Raw genomic sequence first — 19,896 nt, 5'->3', positions numbered from 1 at the left:
TGCCGCGCGTGCCATCCGGCATGCGCTCAGGGTAGACTGAGCTTTGCCATGCGGCCACCATCGATGGTCCAGACCTGACCTGTGACGAAGTCCGCTTCCGGCGAGGCAAGCCAAGACACGAGGGCGGCCACTTCTTCCGGCTTTCCTGTCCGTCCGACGGGATGGATTCGCCCGATTTCGCGGCGGAAAGCCTGCGGATCAGGCATGCTCTCGATGAAACCGACGTTGAGTTCCGTATCGATCCAGCCCGGCGCAACCGCATTGCAGCGAATGCCCTCGGCCCCGTGATCAATCGCGATTGCGCGCGTCAGGCCGTGGAGCCCCGCCTTGGAGGCGCAATAGGCCGCGTGCTTCGGGTTCGACCCCAGACCCTCGATCGAGCCGATATTGACGATGGCGCCCTTCGAAGTTCTAAGATGCGGCAGGGCGGCCTTGATCAGCATGAAGGGCGTGGTGAGATTGACGGCGATGTTCCGCTCCCAATCAGCCAGCGTCATGTCCTCCGCGAGGGCCTCTTGCATCATGCCCGCATTGTTGACGAGCACATCCAGCCGCCCAGCGTTTTTGACCACGCTTTCAACCGCCTTGCCCGCGCTGGCTGGATCGGCGAAATCGACCGGAAAGCTTTCGAATTCCTGGTCTTCGCCACGTTGCGCGGTAAAGACCCGCGCACCCTCATCCTGCAATCTCCGGGCAATCGCCTGACCGATGCCTGAACGGCCACCGGTGACCAGCGCAACCTTTCCTTCGAAACGCATCAGCCCACCGCCTTTCCGCCGTTCACCTCGACCACCGTGCCGCAGAGGTAACGGGCGGCGTCCGAAGCGAGGAAGAGCACGACATCGGCAATATCCTCCGGTTCGGCGATGCGGCCAAGCGGCACGGTCTTCCCAAGTTCGGCAACCGCCGTATCCGGATCGAAGCCGCGCTTAATGAAGCCGGTGCGCAGCATCGGCGTGTTGACCTCATTCGGGCAAACTGCATTGATACGGATGTTCTGGTGGGCGTGGTCCATGCCCATGCATTGGGTGAGCGAGGCGATGGCCGCCTTTGTCATGCAATAGACGGCGTGGTTCGGGCCGGGGCGAAGACCCCAGCACGAAGCGGTGTTGATGATCGCCCCGCCGCCGCGAGCGGCCAAAAGTGGGATTGCCGCACGACTTATCCGGAATGGCGCCTGCATATTGACACCAACGGAGAGGTCCCAATCGGCATCCGTGGTTTCGGTCACCTTGCCACGGGTGATGACACCGGCATTGTTGACGACGATATCGAGGCCGCCGAGCGCATCGAAGGCGGCCTGTGGCAAGCCGTCGGCATAGGATGCCTCCAGCAGGTTGCCCGGCAGGTAGGCATCCGCCTCGACTGCGGACACATCGCGATCAGCTACGGCCACCCGGGCGCCCTCGGCGCGAAGCTGCTTGACGATAGCGGCGCCAATACCGCCGGCAGCGCCGGTGACAAGAGCCAATTTGCCTGAAAATCTCATGTTACCCTCCAGGTCTTAGTTTAAAAGCTGGCGACTGGGTTGCCGAAGACGCCTTCTTCCGGCGTCACGCCAAGACCAGGACCCTTCGGCAGAGCGATATGGCCACCCTCAATCCGAACGCCATTTTTGGTATCGTAGTGGCCCTCTATGTATGGGGAAGCGATCCACACTCCTTCGCAATTCCTGGGGTTGATCGTTGCGCCTGCCTGCGCGCAGGCAGCATTCATGATATCCCCACCCCAGGCGTCATCGCAGGTATGCGGAAGGTTGCGGGCGGCGCAGATATCTCGGAAGGTCGCGAAATTGTGCAGTCCGCCGATGCGCGTCACCTTCATGCCGAAGCCGTCGACGAGTCCGGTGCCGACAGCCGTGATGACGGTTGCGAGATTCACGCTGTTTTCATCCATGTAGATGCCATGGTGCACCTGCGGCCGGATTTTCTGCAGGTCTTCAATCGTGTTGCACGGCTGCTCCATGATGAAGGGAATGTCCGGGCATTCACGGCTGATGCGCAACGCATCACGTGTGGTCCAGCCGCGATTGGCATCGACTGCAAGGCGCATACCCGATTTTCCGATGACTTCCCAAACCTTACGGACTACTTCGATATCGACTTCCACCGGCCGGCCACCCACCTTGACCTGAATACGGGGATAGCCCTCCTCCATCTTCTCGCGGGCGATGCGGGCAATGTCATCCGGCGTGCCTACTCCGGTCGCATAATACGACGGAACCTTGTCGGTGGCAGCGCCACCGAGCAGCTGGGCCACACTCAAACCCAGCTTCTTGCCGATCAGGTCGTGGGCCGCCATGTCGATGGCTGCCTTGGCGTAGTTATGGCCATTCAGCAGGCTGTCCATCTTGCGCTGAAGTGCAAGCGGCCAGACATCCGAGCCGACGAGTCCCGGAGCCATTTCCGTGAGTGCCGCGACGGCACCGGCGGCATGAGATTCCGCATATGTCGGGCCGACTGGGCAGGTCTCGCCCCAGCCCACAGTATCGTCCACACCGACGAGCCGGACAAGCGTCGTCTTCAACGCCCAGACCTGGGCATTCGCCATGGTATAGGGTCCGTTCTTCACGGGTAGATCATGGCTATAGATATGAATTTCTTTAATCTTCATGTTTGCCTCCCAATGGGGTTAGAATTCGTGGACAAGAGTTCAGGCGATACCTTCAGCCGCCAGTGCCGCTTTCGCCGCTCGCAGCGCCGCTGCCGTCGCTCGGTCTCGTCCGTGCAAGCGCGCGGTCTGTGTCATGCCTTCGTGAAGCAGGAAAAGCGTTTCGGCGAGCTGATCGATGTCTTTGTCAGGAGCGATGGTTTGAAGACGAATGCGAAATTCATCTGCAAGCCGTTCCTTATGGTCCAAGACCACGTCGCGAATTGGGGCGCTGTCGGGATGTTCCGCTAAAGCATTCAAAAACAGACAGCCTGTATTCGCTACTTCGCGCAACCAGTCACCAAGCCGAACGATTGGGTGTAGGACGTGGTCTACGCCGCTCTCGGGTCCGCCCGCGAGCCAGTCGAAGTACGCTTTATCGCGATACTCCAGCGCACCAACCACCATCGCTTCGCGGCTCGGAAAATACTTGTAGAGCGTGCGCAAAGACACATCGGCTCCCGCCCGCAACGCTTCAACGCCTTGCTCGGCAAAACCCATCTCTGCAAATTGGCGGTCGAGGTCGCTGGCGATTTTTTCTTTTCTCGATGTCATAAGAAAAATGGTAGAGCGATCGTTCTACCCATGCGGATTGGAAAGCGCCATGGACGGGACGGAAAGCGACGTGACCGTGTGTCGCTTTGCGATATCGGTGCCCGAAAAGGCAAAGCCGCACGCTGGACCGGCAACGGGCACGGGTTGATCTAAATTGCATCGCGTAAAGCGAACAGCGGCTCAAACTCTGTCACAGCCTTCGGGTGACGAACCGTTCTCGAACATATTGACATAGAGTTATTTGCGTCGTGAGAAGTCGACGCAGTAATGTGCATCATGGAAGTCACGCGCCAACTGATCGCGTCCGAAAGCCATTAGTGCACAAAACTGTTTCCAATTGCTCGCACGGGGTCCAGTTGCAGCAATCCTCTGGGTTAACGTTGCGGTGGGACGAGCCGGAGGTATGACTCATTGGTGTGCGTCGGTTCGGCCATAGCACGGACGGTACGATGGAGAGCAGCTGACGGTGCCTCTGTCGTGTCATCAAGCGTGAACTCGTCAATGAGCTCGCGAAGTTTGGCAGCCTCGTTTGCCAGTGAGCTGGAGGCTGCATTGGACTCTTCCACCATCGCCGCATTTTGTTGCGTCGTCTGGTCCATGGCATTCACCGCCACGTTAACTTCCGCCAGCCCCGTCGCTTGTTCCTTGGCCGAAGTGGCAATTGCTGCCATATGATCGTTAATCTCGACAATGTAGGTTCCGATCGCCTTCAAAGCCTCGCCAGTATCGCGCACCAACTTTACACCGCCTTCGACTTCGGCCGAGGAGTTCTGGATCAGATCCTTAATCTGCTTTGCCGCTTGCGCCGAACGCTGGGCAAGTTCGCGGACTTCCTGGGCAACAACCGCAAAGCCCTTGCCCGCATCGCCCGCGCGCGCAGCTTCAACGCCGGCGTTCAGTGCAAGAAGGTTAGTTTGGAAGGCGATCTGGTCGATGACACCGATAATGGTGGAAATTTGCTGAGAACTCTCCTCGATCTTCTTCATGGCGTCTTCAGCATGGGCCACGACGATTGCCGATTGTTCGGCAGACTGGTTGGCGCGTGTGGTAACCAGTCTTGCTTCTTCAGTGCGCTTGGTAGAGTTTGTCACGTTGACGGTGATCTGATCCAGCGCTGCTGCGGTTTCTTCAAGAGATGCAGCCTGTTGTTCGGTGCGCCGGGAAAGGTTGTCGGCGCCAGAGGCAATTTCCCGCGTACCGTTGTCTATTATGGCAACTGACGAGGATATTGCGGAGAGCGCATCGCCCAATTGGCGGACCGACAGGTTGAAATCATTGCGCAAGGCTTCGAAATCGGGAGCAAAGGCTTCCTTCAACTGAAACGATAGATCACCCGAGGAAAGCCGTTTTAGGCCGGCAGCGAGACCCGAAGTCGCAATATTCAGCCGCTCGGCGGCATCGGCATCGGCCTTCTTCTGAGCGGCAACACGGTCGGCCTTAGAACGCTTTCTGTTTGCTTCTGCCTCCATTTCCAGATGTTTGTTGGCGATTGCGCCCTGACGGAATACTTCTACCGCGCGGGCCATCGCACCTACCTCGTCCTTACGCTCCGCGCCGGCAATGGTGAACACCGTATCGCCGCTCGCGAGCTTGCGCATGACATCGTCTATGTATTTGAGCGGTCGCACTACGCCAGTGTTCATTACCAACAGCACGATGAGGCCGAAGACAATCATTCCGACCGAGCCAGCCACAATACTGAAACGTGCACTGGCCGCCGCCGCTGCGGCATCTCTGGAGCGGGTTGCGAGAAGCTCCTGTTCGGCAGCCATGATTTCGGTGACCTTGTGACGGATTTGGTCCATCCATTTGTTGCCGACACCGGACATTTCTAAATCGCGAGCCTGCTGACGGGTTGCCCAATTCGCCATCAGCTTACTTTCCTGCACCACTATGTCATTCGTCCAACCATCGACCAACTCTTTGAGTTCCTGCAGCCGTTTTTGTTGCATTGGATTGTCAGCGGTCAGGGCGCGGACTTTGTCATAATTTTCGGCAAAGGCTTTCGCACCAGCCTTTTGGGGAGCGAGATAATTCTCGTCTTCGGACAAAAGGTATCCACGCATGGCGGTTTCCTGGTCAACCATGGAAGCTATAAGACCGTTGGCTGTGCCGAGCACGGCATAGGTATGTTCGGTCGTCGTGGCAGCCCTTTCCTGCTCAGCAAGCGAACGATAGCTGATAATGTTGACCACGGTGCCTACCGCGATCAATAGGAGAAGGCCCAGAGAGATCTTCGTGATTATGCGTGTATTTTTGAGGGAGCCTAACATCCGATATTCCTTTACCTAGCCACCACCGATCCGGTGTTCAGAGCGAGTGGGAAAAAATTTTGAAACTGCAATGTCATGCGCGGCTGAAGAAAACAGAGGATTTTCTAGCGAAATCAGAATGTTGAGAAATGCGAAGCCCCGCAGGCGAGCTTTCCGAAGTTACTTAATCCGCCGCATTGCCGTGATGTACGAGCCGATAAAAAAAGCCGGCAATGAGCCTGTCATTGCCAGCGAAGCGCTTGCCGGGAACTAGGAATGATCCGACAAGTGGGAACGCCTTGGGAGCGCCTAGTAGCTTGATTAAAGTCAGCCGCCAATCGCATTCAAAAGATCATATCTCGAAATTTGGCCGACTGGTTGTTCTCCGTTTGTGACAGTGATCACGCCGTCGTGCTCTTTGGCGATCTGCAGAATTTTCGATAGCTTGTCGGTTGCGAGCACGGACGGACCCAAACCTGAGGATGACTGCGCATCCGTGAAGGGTCGCATTACTTTTCCAGCCGAAACCAGCTCCAAGCGGGAGATTCCCTTCACGAAGTCCGCGACGTAGTCATCAGCTGGCTCGGTGACAATCTCCTCTGCGGTGCCGACCTGCACGAACCGTCCATCCTTCATGATAGCAATGTGGGTCCCCAATCTGATTGCCTCATCGAGGTCGTGGGTGATGAACACGGTCGTCTTCTTGAGCACCTTCGACAGATCGAGGAACTCCTCCTGCAATTGCCGTCTGATGAGAGGATCGAGCGCCGAAAATGGCTCATCCATCAGCAATATTTCCGGATCGGCGGCCATGGCGCGAGCAAGACCGACGCGTTGCTTCATGCCACCCGACAATTCGTCTGGAAAGCGGTCGCCCCAACCATCAAGGCTCACGAGCTTGAGTTTTTCTAATGCGACCTGGTGCCGTTCGTCCCGGCTCATCCCACGCAGTTCAAGACTCAGCGCGACGTTGTCGATCACGGTCCGATGTGGGAGCAGCGCCATATTCTGGAAGACCATTCCCACGCTTTCGGACCGCAATTGCCTCAGTTGCGGTCCTTGGAGAGCGTTGACGTCTTGGTTGGCTACGCGAATGACGCCAGCCGTCGGCTCGACGAGACGATTGATGTGGCGAACAAGCGTTGACTTTCCGGATCCGGAAAGCCCCATGATGCAGAAAATCTCTCCTCTGCCCACAGTGAAGGAGACGTCTGCGACGCCGACAACGCAACCATATCGCTCCAGAATATCCTTCTTGCTCAGCCCATGGTCATTGACGGCCTTGTAGGCATCTTTCGATTTCTCGCCGAAAATCTTCCAGACATTGCTACATTCGATAACTGCATCGGTCATTAGCACCACCTCAGTTCTTGATGGCCGACGATTGCGGCAGGTCCTGACCCGTATGGGCGTGGGAGGTTTTCATGAAGGACCGGACGAGCCCGACCGGCCCCCGCGTGAGCCATTCACCTTTTTTTCGCGGTTTGGCGAGCGCTTGCGTCAAACGGTCCAACACAATCGCCAAAGCGACAATCCCGAGGCCGCCGACCGTCGCGATGCCAATATCGAGACGTCCGATGCCGCGCAGCACCATCTGGCCAAGGCCTTGGACGGCGATCATCGAAGCGATGACGACCATCGACAGCGACATCATCAGTGTCTGGTTGACACCTGCCATGATCGTCGGCAGGGCGAGCGGCAATTGCGCTTTCCAGAGCAGCTGAGATTCCGTCGCACCGAATGCGCGCATCGCTTCGACCACATCAGGCGGGACTTGCTTCATACCAAGATATGTCAATCTGATAACCGGTGCGACCGCGAAGATGACGGTGACGATGACTCCCGGCACATTGCCGATCCCGAAGAGCATCACGACGGGCACCAGGTAGACGAAAGCCGGGATCGTCTGCATCCCGTCGAGCAGGGGCCGGAGGATCGCATAGAGCGTATCGGAGCGCGACGCCCATATACCGAGCGGAAGACCAATGACGATGGAGAAGAGCAGCGAGGTCAGAACGATGGCCAAGGTGAGCATCGTCTCGGGCCATACGCCGATGAAGCCTACGAAGATCAAGGTGACCGTCAATGCGATAGCCAGCCGGAAGCCGGCAATTTGCCAGGCGACCAGCATGACCACGACAACAACAAAAGTGGGCGGCACGGTGCTCAACGTGGTTGCGAAGGACTGCAGCATCGAGTCGATGGGAGTCTTCACGGCCTGGAAGAAGGGGCGGTAATTGTCCACCAGCCATCTGAGGCCAACAGTCATCCAGTCAGCAAGTGGAAGCTTACTACAAGCAAACGGATCGAGAATTCCGCATTCAGCCATCTGTTCCCTCATTTAGTTCGTTATTTGATTATCAGTTTAATTATCACATCGTTGGCTGATTACCCGGCGCAAAAAAGTAGCGTCCCAGGTGACTTTATTTCGACAGCCAATTCTTGGGAGGTCGCATCTTCGGCACTCGGCGGTGAAGACTACGACGAAACTGACCCTAATCACCGCTAACGATGCGGATCTTCCCGTTACACGCAGAGGCGTCGGGGAATTTGGTATCGTTTCCTACAAAAGCGGCGGCCGATCGTGCCGCCTACGAATGCATCATGGGTTGCCACTGCACCGAAGCAACAACGCCAATCTAGTCACCGCGAAAGTGCCCAAAAAGCAGCCGCGCACTCGCGGACGCCAGCTCCAAAGTCTGTCCAAAGATTCACGTCAAGATCGCCGGCCGGCAGGTCAAAGGAGACATTGCGACGCCGCGCCGCGTAGATAAGGTCATCAAGTTCGGTCCTTCGCATCACTACGGCGCCGGACAAGGCGAAGTCCGGCTCACCAGTTATGTCTTTTGGCCGATTTTAAGTCGTCCATGACGATATTGCGCTCCTGCTCAGCCATTTCCAGAAGCCAGTCTCGAAGGACAATAGCTGCAGTCGATAGCTCGCGGTTGTTGTTGGTAGTCAGGTAATAGGCACCTGGCGCTGGGATAGATAATTCGGTGAGCCTCACCAACTTTCCCTCCTCGAGCAGATGACGGACAAGGCGCCCCCATCCAACTGCGACACCCTGGTCTGCCATGGCGGCCTGTATGGCAACAAAGAACTTCCCAAATCGCCGTCCGGCACTCAGCGAGTGCGGAATGCCCGCTCGCAGTAGCACCTCTTCCCATCCAGCCCAATCGGGATCAACCCAATCAACATGCAAATGTGGCAGCTCCGCGAGTTCGCGCGCGGTGGCGCCCTCGTGGGCGGCGGCGAAGGCGGGCCCACAGACAGGATAGATCGTGTCGTCGAACAGCAGTTCTGCGGTTTCGTCGAGCCACGCACCGAAGCCGTAGCGTATCCGAAGATCGACCTCGGCTCTGCGATAGTCCTTTGCGTCGTCCGAAATGAGATGATCTACCGCGATTTCGGGGTGCCGCCGCCAGAAATCAGCCATTCTGGGGATCAGCCACATGGTGGCGAACGCGTCGCTGCAGGCGATCGTCACATTTCGGGCCCGATCGCGTCGTTTGATCGAACGGACCATCTCCGAAGCCTTGGAAAATCCGTTGGCCAAGACACCGTAGAGTTCCTCGCCGGCATGGGTGAGAGCAACACCTTTTCCGTTTCGAATAAATAGCGGAACTCCTATTTCCTCTTCGATTGTCTTGATCTGGCGACTGACAGCACCCGGCGTCACGTTCAATTCGCTAGCGGCCAGCTTGAAACTAAGATGACGCGCAGACGCCTCGAACACAGCCAGTGTGGTGAGTGATGGAAGGTCATAAAACCTGCGAACCATGTGCCTACCTCCTTCCAAAGGCAGAGAAGAGTCGCGACGCTAGCATAATAGTCAACTGACACGTGAGACTTTTGCATTTGGTCATTCCAAGAGCCTCGGTCATCATTCGATTTCGTGTGCGGCGTTGAGCTTCCCGTACATAATAGTCAAGAATTCCGAACACAAGAGTACATTATTGGGAGGGCAAGCGTTATGAACGTGCAATCCACTGGGGCAAGAAGAGGCGGCCGGGACGCTCGCCGGGCGCTGCGGACTACTCCGAAATTCCAAATGCTTCCCACATTGAGGCGCGGGCTTCCGAACATTGAGCCGATGGACGAGGAGCAGATCGAGCGCATTCATAACGCTTCAATGGACATCCTCGAAGAGGTGGGCGTTGTGTTTCGCGACCCAATTGCCCTTGAGGATTGGAAGCGCGCTGGCGCCGACGTGCGGGGCGAACGGGTTCATCTTGACCGCGCACTCATCATGGAACTCATAAAGACGATTCCCTCCGAGATCAAATATTACGCCCGGAATCCGGAGAACAATGTCGACCTCGGCGGCAAAAAGTCGATCTTCGTGCCAATGACGGGTGCACCCTATATGCGGGACCTCGACGATGTCCGCCGTGGCCCGACGATCGCCGACCTTGGGACGTTCCACAAACTGGCACACATGATGCCCGCGCTGCACTCGTCCGCGCATCACATTGTTGAACCGATGGATATCGTGGTGGCGCATCGTCATCTCCACATCACCTATTCGTCGATGAAGTATTCGGACAAGATGTTCATGGGCATGACGACATCGCCCAAGAACGCCGAAGACGTGCTTGATATGTGTGCCATCCTATTCGGCGCGGATTTCATGGAAACGCATGCCGTCGCCACCGGCAACTGCAACGGCAACTCGCCGCTTGTCTGGGACCAGACCATGCTTGGCGCCATGCGAGCGTTCAATCGGCGCAACCAGCCGGTTCTCTGCTCTCCATTTGTTCTGGGAGGCGCGAACACCCCTGCTTCGACGGCTGCGGCCGTTGCCCAGCTCAACGCCGAAGCGCTTTCTGCGCTCGCCTACACTCAAGTTGTGCGCAAAGGATGCCCTGCGATCTACGGGCACTACCTCTCGACGGTTTCGATGCAGTCCGGTGCGCCGATGGCCGGTACGCCCGAGATTTCGCTGATGAATTTCATGATTGGCCAGATGGCGCGGCACTATAATGTCCCGTGGCGCACGTCAAACCTGTTGGGCGGCGCCAAGATGTTCGATGCCCAGTCGGGCTACGAGAGCGCGATGACGATGATGGCGGTGCTGATGTCAGGTGCGAACTATATCTGGCATTCGGCAGGCTGGAACGAGGCAGGGATGCATTGCTCGATAGCGAAGTTCATGGTCGATTCCGAGGTCTGCGCCATGGGTTATCGCATGGCTGAAGGCATCAAGTGGGATGACTTTGACGAAGCGTTGTCGGCCGTTCGAGATGTCGGGCCGGGCGGTCACTATCTCGGCCACCCACACACCCAGGCGAACTTCGAAAAGGCGTTCTTCATTCCGAAACTGTTCGACAACAATTCCATCGAACAATGGGTGGCGGACGGCTCAAAGGACATCAAGCAGCGCGCACTGGAGCAGGCCCGTTATCTGCTGTCGGAATACCAGGAACCGAAGCTTGAGGAATCCGTCGACGAAGCATTGCGCGCCTATATCGACCGCCGCAGCCGCGAAATCCCGGCGGTCGACGCACTTAACGAGGATCATTGACTACTTCGGACAGCGGCCGCTTTCGGAAGGGAACTCAAACATGAGATCAATATCGGAGTGGGCGGGCGATGGCGCCATAAACGTGGCGGGCCAGGCGACCATAGCACCCCTTCCGGCTGCTAGAAACTCACGCGACACGGCTACGATCGCGGTGCTTCTATTCCCCGGCTTCTCATTGCTCAGCCTATCCTCGTTTCTCGCGCCGTTCGAAAAGGCCAACGCGATTTTGGAACGGCAGAGGTTCCGCTGGGTCTTCGCCAGCAAATCGGGGATTTCCGAAACCTCCAGCCTCGGCGTCTCGATGCCGACCCAATTTCGGTTCGCCGACGTCATGCCCAAAATGACATCGTCCCCTCGCACGGAAATGGTTGTCATGGTCGCGGACGGGATCAGCCAACTCATGCCGTGCGCAGAGCTATCAGGTGCGGTGCGCCTATGTATCCGCCAAAACATTCCGGTGGTCGCTCTCGGAACGGCCACGTGGCTGCTCGCCGAGATGGGGGCGCTGAACAACACTGAGTGCACTATTCATTGGGAGCAATTGGCCGCGTTTTCGGAGACATTCAACGGACCCAAGGTGAGTGACGCCATCTATACCGGAGATGGCGGGATATGGAGCTGTGCGGGAGAAACCTCAGCTTTTGATCTCGCAATAGCGCTTCTTGAGCATACACTTGGCACATACCTTACGGTCGACGTCTGCAAACGCAATGTCTCGGATGGAGCGAGAGACCGGACGCAGCGGCAGACGGGTTGGTCTCCTTGGGCCGCCTATTGCGCAAGCGACAAACTGCCTCAAGCGGTCGCGCTGATGGAGGGGAGCTTGGACGAGCCGCTTTCGCTTCAACAGATCGCAGATACCCTGACGATTTCTAGGCGACAACTGGAGCGCTTGTTCGAAACCTATCTTGGTACCTCTCCACATAAATATTACCTGACATTACGCCTAGATCGAGCGAGACAGCTCATAGAAGCCACCAGCAAACCGATCGTCGACATCGCGGTGGCATGCGGCTTTGTTTCAGCCACTCACTTTTCTAAATGCTTCCGTATTCAGCATGGGCGCAGCCCTCAACAAACCAGGCTCGAACGCATGAAGAAGGTGCTGCCAGCGAAGGAGACTAGGCATCGCAGTGCGCGTCGAATCCCTGCCGCGCGAAACGCTCCATAGTATTAGTGACCGCCGTCTTTTTCTAAAACAATGCAAGGAGATCAGTGCATTAAAGTCACCTGACGGTCTACTTTTTTGCGGCGTTGCATTCGAAAAACATGTGTTACCAATCAGACCATTCCTCGGGAGGAAGAACTGAGATGCAGGGCTAAAGACGCTCAGCGCTGCGCGGTTTTGGATGGTCGAGCGTTAATCAAAAGAGGGAACTGGCATCATGAAAATCAAGACGATCGCCGCCTTGGCGGCCGCATCATTCTTAACGATTACAAGCGCGGCATCCGCGGCCGATAAGGTCATGCCAGCATGGTCCGGCATCACCGAAGAACTCTTTCAGACCTATGTCGTGTCGGAGGGGCTGAAGCAACTAGGCTACGACGTGGCCGAACCGACACAAACTCAGGTGCAGCTCGCTCATGTGGCGGTCGCGAACGGTGATCTCACATTCTATGCAGCGCACTGGGAACCCTTGCATGAGGCCTATTGGAAAGAAGGCGGCGGCGATGACAAACTCGTGCGCCTCGGCAAGCTTACGAGCAATAGCCTTCAAGGCTATTTGATCGACAAGAAGACCGCCGACGCCACCGGCATCAAGTATCTCGAGGATCTGAAGGACCCCGAGAAGGCCAAGCTGTTCGATACCAACGGCAACGGAAAGGCCGATCTCTATGGCTGCGAGCCCGGCTGGGGCTGTGAGCGGGTCATCGAACACCAGCTCGACGCCTACGGGCTCCGTGACACCGTCGAGCATCAGCAGGGCGGCTATTTCACGATCATCCCTGACGCGATCGAGCGGATCAAGGAAGGTAAGCCTACGCTTTACTACACCTGGACGCCGCTATGGGTGTCGGCCGTGCTGCGGCCGGGCAAGGAGGTCGTCTGGCTCAACGTCAAAAAGACCGAGCTTCCCGACGGCAAGACGGACAACACCACGGTGCCTGGCCTTGGGAATCTCGGCTTCCCGGTGAACGACCAAATGGTCATCGCGAATACGGCATTCGTCAAAGCGAACCCTTCGGCGAAGAAATGGTTTGAACTCGTGAAGATTCCGATCGAAGACATCAATGCCGAAAACAAGCTTGTGAACGACGGGGAGAAGTCGAACGGGCAGATCATGAAACACACCACTGATTGGATTGCCGCCCATAAGTCCGATTGGGATAAGTGGATCGCCGAGGCCAAGGCGGCAAAATGATCCATCTAAGGGCTGCTGGGTTTGACTCAGCAGCTCTTTTCAGTGGAGTCTTCAGTGAAGAGTGGCAAGAACGATCTCTACGGCGATTTGAAGCGCCAGATCCTGACGATGGAGCTGGATCCTGACGCCGATCTTGATGAGGTGAGCCTCAGCGTGCGCTACGGCCTTTCGCGCACCCCGGTTCGCGACATCTTCCGGCGGCTTGCGGGGGAGGGCTATATCGATATTCGCGAGAACCGCGGGGCCCGGGTCATTCCGATGAACCACGCGACGCTCAGGAACTTCTTCCTGGTTGCGCCGATGATTTACGCGGCGATCGGCCGCCTCGCGGTACAGAACTTCAAGCCGGCCCAGCTTGCCGATCTGAAGGAGACGCAGGAGCGTTTTCGCCAGGCCAGCGTGGACATGGACGCGTTTACGATGGTTCTCGAGAACAATCGTTTCCACGAAATCTTCGGCGAGATGTCGGCCAACGTCTATCTGCAGCCGAGCCTCGGCCGGCTCCTGATCGACCATGCGCGCATCGGGCACACCTTCTTCCGTCCGAGAAATCAGGACATGCGGCGCCGCCTGCAGGTGGCGGTCGAGCACCATGACAGCTTCATCGAGGCCTTGAGCGCTCACGACGAAGACGCCGTCGTCGACCTGGTCTTCGAGCATTGGGAACTGTCCCGCGAGAACATGGAAATGTTCATCGCGCCACAAGGACTTAAGTCGGACGCCATGATCGGCGGTCCGAGCGTGCAATCATTGGAGAAACTGCCGTGAAGTTTGAAGGTATCTACACGCCTGCGATCACGCCGCTGAGCTCGGACGGGCAGATCGACCGGGCCGGGTTTGCTGCGGTCCTGGAATCCCTGATCGATGCCGGCGTGCATGGCATCATCGTCGGCGGATCGACGGGCGAATATTATGCCCAGAGCAGCCAGGAGCGTTTCGAGCTCGGCGCCTATGCCAAGGAGGTGATCGGCAACCGGTTGCCGCTGATCATCGGCACCGGCGCGACGCGGACCGAAGATTCGGTCGAATATGCCAAGGCGGCGAAGGACATCGGCGCCGATGCGATCCTGGTGTCGTCGCCTCCTTATGCCCTGCCGACCGAGCGCGAAAACGCCGTTCATGCGCTGACCGTCGACCGCGCCGCCAACCTGCCGATCATGCTCTACAACTATCCCGCCCGCATGGGTGTGATGATGGGCGAGGAGTATTTCTCCCGCGTCGGCAAATCCAAGAACGTGGTGGCGATCAAGGAAAGCTCCGGCGACATGGGCAACCTGCATCGGCTCGCCCGGAAGTTCCCTCATATCGCGCTGTCCTGCGGCTGGGATGACCAGGCGCTCGAATTCTTCGCCTGGGGCGCCAGGAGCTGGGTCTGCGCCGGCTCCAACTTCCTGCCGCGCGAACACGTGGCGCTCTACGAGGCCTGCGTGCTCGAAAAGAACTTCGACAAGGGCCGGGCGATCATGGCGGCGATGCTGCCGCTGATGGATTTCCTTGAGACCGGCAAGTTCGTGCAGTCGATCAAGCATGGCTGCGAGATCATCGGCCTGAAAGCCGGTCCGGTCCGCGCGCCGCTGCGCGGACTGAACTCCGAAGAGAAAAGAACCCTTGAGACCGTTGTGTCCACCTTGAAGCGCACGGTCGCCCAGATCACCTCGGGAGCCAATCATGCATGAACCCTTGACCGCAGCCGAATACAAGGCAATCGCCGCCGGCCTTCAGTTCCCGACCAATGCCTTCATCGATGGCAGCTTCCGTCCGGCCAATTCCGGCAAGACGTTCAAGACGACGAACCCGGCGACCGGCGAACTTCTGGCGGACGTTGCCGCCTGTGACGCAAGCGATGTCGATTACGCCGTCCTCAAGGCAAGAGAGGCGTTCGAGGATGGCCGCTGGCGGCAACTGTCGCCTGGCGAGCGCAAGGCGACGCTGATCAAGTTCGCCAAGCTGCTGGAAGACAACCGCCATGAACTGGCGGTGATGGAAAGCCTCGACAGCGGCAAGCCGGTTCGCGAATGCCAGACCGTCGACGTGCCCGATACCATCCATACCCTTCGCTGGCACGCCGAGGCAATCGACAAGCTCTATGACAATACCAATCCGGTCGGCCCGAATGCGCTGGCGATGGTGGTGCGCGAGCCGATCGGTGTCGTCGGCTGCGTCCTGCCCTGGAACTTCCCGCTTTTGATGCTCGCCTGGAAGATCGGCCCGGCATTGGCGGCCGGCTGCTCGGTCGTCGTCAAGCCGGCGCAGGAGACGACGCTGACGACGCTGCGGGTTGCCGAACTTGCGCATGAAGCCGGCATCCCGGCCGGTGTCTTCAATGTCGTCACCGGCAGCGGCCGGGAGGTCGGCGAGCCGCTCGGCCTGCACATGGATGTCGACATGGTGGCCTTCACCGGCTCGACGCCGACCGGCCGGCGCTTCCTGCATTATTCCGCCGATTCCAACCTGAAGAAGGTCGTGCTCGAATGCGGCGGCAAGAACCCGGCCGTGGTGCTGGAGGATGCAGAGGATCTCGATCTCGTCGCCGAGCAGGTGGTGAATGGCGCCTTCTGGAACATGGGCGAAAACTGCAGCGCCAGTTCCCGCCTCATCGTCCATGCCAAGATCAAGGACGAGCTCTTGAAGCGCATCGGTGCCTATATGCGCGAGTGGAAGACGGGCGATCCGCTCGATCCGGAAAACCGCGTCGGTGCTCTCGTCAGCAAGAACCACTATGAGAAGGTCACCTCCTTCCTCGACGACGTCAAAAGCGAGAAGCTGACGATCGCCCATGGCGGCGAAACACATGGCGGCATCTTCGTCGAGCCGACGGTGGTCGACGGCGTCACCTCCTCCAGCCGGCTGTTCAAGGAAGAAATCTTCGGGCCGATCCTGTCGGTGACGACCTTCAACACGCTGGCCGAGGCGGTCGCCCTTGCCAACGACACCAATTATGGCCTGACGGCATCGGTCTATACCGGCAGCCTGAAGCATGCGATCCGCCTGTCGCGCGACATCCGGGCCGGCCTCGTCACGGTCAACTGCTTCGGCGAAGGCGACGCGACGACCCCGTTCGGCGGCTACAAGGAATCCGGCTTCGGCGGCCGCGACAAGTCGATCTTCGCACACGACAACTATTGCGAACTCAAGACCATCTGGATCGACATCTCCGATCGCTCCGTCGACGAGACCATCCGATGATTGAGAAGACGGTAAAGCGGCTTCCCGCGGAGAACGGCGTGTCGGGGTGGACTGCGATCAGCAAGCGCACCTTCCCCGTCCGCGTTCTCGAGGGCAATGTCACCGCCGATTGGGTGATCATCGGTGCAGGATTTGCCGGGCTGTCAGCGGCCCGGCGCCTTACACAAGTCAAGCCTGGCGACAAGGTCGTCGTACTCGATGCGCGGGAGGTCGCCGTGAATACCGCGGGACGAAACTCCGGCTTCATGATCGACGTGCCGCATAATCTTTCATCCGGAGAATATGCCAGTGGTGGTGCCGACGCCTCCAGAGTGGAAATGGCACAGAACCGGTTCGCCATCGGTTTTGCTGCCGACATAGCCGAAGAGTTTGGCATGTCGGCCGAGACGTTCAATAGATCGGGCAAGATCAATGCAGCCGCGACTGAGCGCGGGATGAAGCTCAATGAGAGCTTCGGGCATTCCCTGAGAGCCAATGGCGAGCCGCATACCTTCCTCGATGCGGTCGAAATGCGCGAACTTGCGGGAACCTCGTATTACCAAGGGGGCCTCTTCACGCCGGGTGCGGTAACGATCCAACCTGCCGATTACATCCGGGGACTCGCAGCCGGTCTCGCGACCAAGGTCGATCTCTTCGAAAATTCACCCGTGACGTCGCTGAAACGGCAAAACGGGGTTTGGACGGCGATCTCGTCGCGGGGCACCGTCACGGCACCAAATGTCATCCTCGGCGTCAATGGCCATATCGAGGATTTTGGGCATTTCAGCCGGCGATTGATGCATATCTTCGCCTACGCATCGATGACCGCCCCCTTTCCGGCGGACCAGCAAGGTTGCGTTGTTTCGGGCCGAGACCGGTGGGCGCTGCTACCTGCAGATTCCATGGGGGCGACCCTCAGAAAATTCACCATGGACGGCCAATCGCGCATCGTCATCCGCACCAAATATACCTATGAGACCACCATCACGGCGTCGCAGTCCCGCATGATGAAGATGGCCAAAGGCCATCGCCGCGCTTTCGACGCTAGATTCCCCGGTCTTACGGGATTGCCTTTCGAACACACCTGGTCCGGCCGTCTATGCCTGAGCCGGAACCATGCGCCCGCGTTCGGAGAGATAGAGGAAGGGCTGTATTCCGCCTGTTGCGAGAACGGTCTCGGCACCGTCAAGAGCACACTCGCGGGGATGATGGCTGCCGATCTGGCGACAGGGGCGGGTAGCCCTGAACTCGAACAATACAGAAATCAACCGGAGCCGAGCAAGTTGCCGCCCGAGCCGATCGCGTGGCTCGGCATCAATGGGGTGATCCGCTACCAGGAATTCCGTGCAGGCCGCGAAGGATGAGGCCGGACGTCTGAAGTCGGTATCGTGAGCAAGAATAGGACGCCTCTGAGCTTCGCGGCAGACGGTGGTTGACCCTGTGAGGACGGCACTACGGAAGCCCATAAACTCAACGCTCACATGACTTTTTTCTGCGCGCTACTACGGCTCTGGAGTTCTGCAAGTCGATGAAGAATAGTTGGTATATCCGCGCAAGGAGGAGGTAATGACGACCACAGACAAAAAAGACGGCGTGGTGACAGGGACGGCCGGAGGTGTTGATTTCCGCGCAGAACTGAGCCGGTTTTTCCACCGAAAAGTGAGCCACCTCTAAGTATGGTTTTCTGATCAGGGTTTGGTCAAGGGGTTGGCTTTTTCGCAGGGTAAAGGTCTTGCCGATCCGTCGTCTGAAGGCAGGAATTGTCTGCGAGGAGGGCTTTTATCTGAATTACGGGCAAGCCTTGTCCAGGCGTTGATGAAACAACGTGACATCGCCTTCGGGACTGTTGTGAACTGCCTTACCAGCCATAGCTGAAGGTAGCGCCACTGCCGTTATCCCCATCCTGCACCACGTCGGTTTCAGTATTTCGCCCATACTGGAAAATGCCATAGGCATTGTTGTTGCCATTCTGCCGTAAGGTTGCGGAATGACCATTGCCCCGTTGCTGGATGAAGCCGAGGTTGCCACGGCCAACCTGGGCAATGCCAGCGGCGTTACTCCGGCCCAGCTGCCGGATGTCGGCGTCTTTCAGGCCGCGGTAGAGCGAATAGACGCGCAGCCCGGTTGAGAAAAGACCCGCGTCCTCGGCATTGTCCGGCGCGAGGTTGAACGAGATCCGGCCGCCAGCATAGGCTGGTACAGACAAAGCTACTTGCCCCAGGCTTGCGGCAAGAAGAGTGACGGTAAGGATCTTAAACACGTTGCGGGTCATCCTGATCTCCATTTGCCGGCTGCCTTAGCCGATGATCAACTTTCGCATCTTTAAGCTGAACCCAGTCGGAATTGCCCGTTCAGTTGTCGTTCAGTTGTTGTGGCCTGATCGAAAGCAAAAAGGGCGCCAGAAACCGGCGCCCTTTTGAAGAGATCTGCAGGGTGTGGAGGCCGATCAGTTGCCGTGGATCTGCTTCGTGCAACTGAAACTCTTATCCCCGATCACGATATCCAGTGTCGCCTTGTATTCGGTTCCCTTGGAGCCGAGCGAGACGGAGCTGAGGGTTGCCGCATGTCCCCCCGTCGCATCAAAGTCGCCGCTCTGATTGATCGTAGAGCTTCCGTCATCTCCTGATTTCTCGACATGGAAGGTGTAAGTCCCGCCGACATGCTTGTCGGCGTGGACGAGCGCATCCAGTCTCACCATACCTGCTCCAGGTGTTGCTTTGATTTCGCAAAGCTGCTCCTCGTCAGATTGGTTGGCAGTCGTCACGGCCGCAACGGCGCCGACGGGAAGCAGGATTAGCGCGAGAATCGCCATCAGGCGGCGTGGATGTGTGACGCTATTTGGCATGGGTCGTCTCCCCTAATGGTCTGCTGTTGCGATCTTGACCTCATTTTGCGTCATCGCGCGGCCGCTTACGGGCAGGCCTGGACGAAGGCCGCGACATTGCCGTTGCCGCCCTGACTGACATTGGCGCTGCAGCCACGACCGACCTGGACACCAGCCGCTATGTTGCCATTGCCGTCCTGGGTAAGGATGGTCGTGTGGTTGGAACCAAACTGGCCGATGCCGGCCACGTTGCGGTCGCCGTTCTGATAGGTGGCGCCATAGTTGTCATTGCCTTCTTGACCGACAGCCGAAAGGTTATGACGGCCATATTGATGACCGACAATCCGGTTGTAGCCACCGTTCTGGTAGGTTCTGATCCGGTTTCCGTACCCTTCCTGCGCGCCACCGGCAGAGTTCGACCAGCCATATTGTTCGATACGTACATCGTTGGCCATGGCGGGAGCTGCGGCGGTGAGACCAACGAGTGCGACGAGTGCGGTTGCAATGAAAGACGTGCGGATCATGACTGTGTCTCCTCAGGCGGATAGGACCGCGGTTGAACGT

General features: G+C 58.0%; 18 protein-coding genes. 7 read left to right on the top strand and 11 right to left on the bottom strand.

Annotated elements, in window-relative coordinates; genetic code table 11:
* Positions 1-26 precede the first annotated feature (26 nt).
* From N2601_RS29200 to N2601_RS29165, 8 genes are all read right to left on the bottom strand, one after another.
* Positions 27-761, bottom strand: coding sequence for an SDR family NAD(P)-dependent oxidoreductase (locus N2601_RS29200; protein ID WP_260305271.1), 735 nt, complete (start codon positions 759-761; stop codon positions 27-29).
* Positions 758-1,489, bottom strand: coding sequence for an SDR family NAD(P)-dependent oxidoreductase (locus tag N2601_RS29195; protein ID WP_260304539.1), 732 nt, complete (start codon positions 1,487-1,489; stop codon positions 758-760). Before N2601_RS29195 ends, N2601_RS29200 begins: the two co-directional genes overlap by 4 nt.
* A 20-nt stretch (positions 1,490-1,509) precedes the next feature.
* Entirely contained in the window at positions 1,510-2,613 is a 1,104-nt protein-coding gene (locus N2601_RS29190) for a mandelate racemase/muconate lactonizing enzyme family protein (RefSeq protein ID WP_260304538.1), read from the bottom strand.
* Positions 2,614-2,652: 39 nt separating this feature from the next.
* Complete coding sequence (locus N2601_RS29185; RefSeq protein ID WP_260304537.1) at positions 2,653-3,204, bottom strand: TetR/AcrR family transcriptional regulator; 552 nt, start codon at positions 3,202-3,204, stop codon at positions 2,653-2,655.
* Positions 3,205-3,578: 374 nt separating this feature from the next.
* Entirely contained in the window at positions 3,579-5,477 is a 1,899-nt protein-coding gene (locus N2601_RS29180) for a methyl-accepting chemotaxis protein (protein ID WP_260304536.1), read from the bottom strand.
* Between the two features lie 306 nt (positions 5,478-5,783).
* Positions 5,784-6,809 carry a quaternary amine ABC transporter ATP-binding protein gene (locus N2601_RS29175; protein ID WP_260304535.1) on the bottom strand — a complete coding sequence of 342 codons (1,026 nt, stop codon included), beginning with the start codon at positions 6,807-6,809 and terminating at the stop codon, positions 5,784-5,786.
* A gap of 10 nt (positions 6,810-6,819) precedes the next feature.
* Positions 6,820-7,785 (bottom strand): ABC transporter permease, encoded by a 966-nt coding sequence (locus N2601_RS29170; RefSeq protein WP_260304534.1) that lies wholly within the window; start codon positions 7,783-7,785, stop codon positions 6,820-6,822.
* Between the two features lie 501 nt (positions 7,786-8,286).
* Entirely contained in the window at positions 8,287-9,237 is a 951-nt protein-coding gene (locus N2601_RS29165; RefSeq protein WP_260304533.1) for a LysR substrate-binding domain-containing protein, read from the bottom strand.
* 192 nt (positions 9,238-9,429) lie between these two features.
* Here N2601_RS29165 and N2601_RS29160 point away from each other — a divergent pair, with 192 nt between their 5' ends.
* The 7 genes from N2601_RS29160 to N2601_RS29130 all read left to right on the top strand — a co-directional run bounded on the left by N2601_RS29160 (position 9,430) and on the right by N2601_RS29130 (position 17,872).
* Positions 9,430-10,980: a trimethylamine methyltransferase family protein gene (locus tag N2601_RS29160; RefSeq protein ID WP_260304532.1), complete on the top strand. Its 1,551-nt coding sequence runs from the start codon at positions 9,430-9,432 to the stop codon at positions 10,978-10,980.
* A 40-nt stretch (positions 10,981-11,020) separates the two neighbouring features.
* Positions 11,021-12,151 carry a GlxA family transcriptional regulator gene (locus N2601_RS29155; RefSeq protein ID WP_260304531.1) on the top strand — a complete coding sequence of 377 codons (1,131 nt, stop codon included), beginning with the start codon at positions 11,021-11,023 and terminating at the stop codon, positions 12,149-12,151.
* A 214-nt stretch (positions 12,152-12,365) separates the two neighbouring features.
* Positions 12,366-13,343, top strand: coding sequence for a glycine betaine/L-proline ABC transporter substrate-binding protein ProX (gene proX, locus N2601_RS29150; RefSeq protein ID WP_260304530.1), 978 nt, complete (start codon positions 12,366-12,368; stop codon positions 13,341-13,343).
* Positions 13,344-13,451: 108 nt separating this feature from the next.
* Positions 13,452-14,111 carry a GntR family transcriptional regulator gene (locus N2601_RS29145; protein WP_260305270.1) on the top strand — a complete coding sequence of 220 codons (660 nt, stop codon included), beginning with the start codon at positions 13,452-13,454 and terminating at the stop codon, positions 14,109-14,111.
* Positions 14,108-15,019, top strand: coding sequence for a dihydrodipicolinate synthase family protein (locus tag N2601_RS29140; RefSeq protein ID WP_260304529.1), 912 nt, complete (start codon positions 14,108-14,110; stop codon positions 15,017-15,019). The genes N2601_RS29145 and N2601_RS29140 overlap by 4 nt, the downstream gene beginning before the upstream one ends.
* Complete coding sequence (locus N2601_RS29135) at positions 15,012-16,529, top strand: aldehyde dehydrogenase (RefSeq protein WP_260304528.1); 1,518 nt, start codon at positions 15,012-15,014, stop codon at positions 16,527-16,529. The genes N2601_RS29140 and N2601_RS29135 overlap by 8 nt, the downstream gene beginning before the upstream one ends.
* Positions 16,526-17,872 carry an NAD(P)/FAD-dependent oxidoreductase gene (locus N2601_RS29130; RefSeq protein WP_260304527.1) on the top strand — a complete coding sequence of 449 codons (1,347 nt, stop codon included), beginning with the start codon at positions 16,526-16,528 and terminating at the stop codon, positions 17,870-17,872. Before N2601_RS29135 ends, N2601_RS29130 begins: the two co-directional genes overlap by 4 nt.
* Before the next feature lie 494 nt (positions 17,873-18,366).
* Here N2601_RS29130 and N2601_RS29125 read toward each other — a convergent pair whose 3' ends face one another.
* From N2601_RS29125 to N2601_RS29115, 3 genes are all read right to left on the bottom strand, one after another.
* A complete protein-coding gene (locus N2601_RS29125; protein WP_260304526.1) occupies positions 18,367-18,780 on the bottom strand; it encodes a curlin in 414 nt (137 codons plus the stop codon).
* 174 nt (positions 18,781-18,954) lie between these two features.
* Entirely contained in the window at positions 18,955-19,353 is a 399-nt protein-coding gene (gene csgH, locus N2601_RS29120) for a curli-like amyloid fiber formation chaperone CsgH (protein ID WP_260304525.1), read from the bottom strand.
* A gap of 65 nt (positions 19,354-19,418) precedes the next feature.
* Positions 19,419-19,856, bottom strand: a complete 438-nt coding sequence (locus N2601_RS29115) for a curlin (RefSeq protein ID WP_260304524.1) — start codon at positions 19,854-19,856, stop codon at positions 19,419-19,421.
* Positions 19,857-19,896 lie beyond the last annotated feature (40 nt).

The organism is Rhizobium sp. CB3060, from assembly GCF_025200735.1.
Lineage (GTDB): Bacteria > Pseudomonadota > Alphaproteobacteria > Rhizobiales > Rhizobiaceae > Rhizobium.
This window is presented reverse-complemented; position numbering and strand designations above follow the sequence as displayed.

Excerpts from the sequence above, each read along its gene's own strand:
- csgH (WP_260304525.1), bottom strand. The coding sequence starts at position 19,353 with ATGCCAAATAGCGTCACACATCCACGCCGCCTGATGGCGATTCTCGCG.
- N2601_RS29185 (WP_260304537.1), bottom strand. The coding sequence starts at position 3,204 with ATGACATCGAGAAAAGAAAAAATCGCCAGCGACCTCGACCGCCAATTT.
- N2601_RS29145 (WP_260305270.1), top strand. The coding sequence starts at position 13,452 with ATGGAGCTGGATCCTGACGCCGATCTTGATGAGGTGAGCCTCAGCGTG.
- proX (WP_260304530.1), top strand. The coding sequence starts at position 12,366 with ATGAAAATCAAGACGATCGCCGCCTTGGCGGCCGCATCATTCTTAACG.
- N2601_RS29175 (WP_260304535.1), bottom strand. The coding sequence starts at position 6,809 with ATGACCGATGCAGTTATCGAATGTAGCAATGTCTGGAAGATTTTCGGC.
- N2601_RS29165 (WP_260304533.1), bottom strand. The coding sequence starts at position 9,237 with ATGGTTCGCAGGTTTTATGACCTTCCATCACTCACCACACTGGCTGTG.
- N2601_RS29135 (WP_260304528.1), top strand. The coding sequence starts at position 15,012 with ATGCATGAACCCTTGACCGCAGCCGAATACAAGGCAATCGCCGCCGGC.
- N2601_RS29125 (WP_260304526.1), bottom strand. The coding sequence starts at position 18,780 with ATGACCCGCAACGTGTTTAAGATCCTTACCGTCACTCTTCTTGCCGCA.
- N2601_RS29155 (WP_260304531.1), top strand. The coding sequence starts at position 11,021 with ATGAGATCAATATCGGAGTGGGCGGGCGATGGCGCCATAAACGTGGCG.
- N2601_RS29160 (WP_260304532.1), top strand. The coding sequence starts at position 9,430 with ATGAACGTGCAATCCACTGGGGCAAGAAGAGGCGGCCGGGACGCTCGC.
- N2601_RS29190 (WP_260304538.1), bottom strand. The coding sequence starts at position 2,613 with ATGAAGATTAAAGAAATTCATATCTATAGCCATGATCTACCCGTGAAG.
- N2601_RS29195 (WP_260304539.1), bottom strand. The coding sequence starts at position 1,489 with ATGAGATTTTCAGGCAAATTGGCTCTTGTCACCGGCGCTGCCGGCGGT.
- N2601_RS29130 (WP_260304527.1), top strand. The coding sequence starts at position 16,526 with ATGATTGAGAAGACGGTAAAGCGGCTTCCCGCGGAGAACGGCGTGTCG.
- N2601_RS29180 (WP_260304536.1), bottom strand. The coding sequence starts at position 5,477 with ATGTTAGGCTCCCTCAAAAATACACGCATAATCACGAAGATCTCTCTG.
- N2601_RS29170 (WP_260304534.1), bottom strand. The coding sequence starts at position 7,785 with ATGGCTGAATGCGGAATTCTCGATCCGTTTGCTTGTAGTAAGCTTCCA.
- N2601_RS29115 (WP_260304524.1), bottom strand. The coding sequence starts at position 19,856 with ATGATCCGCACGTCTTTCATTGCAACCGCACTCGTCGCACTCGTTGGT.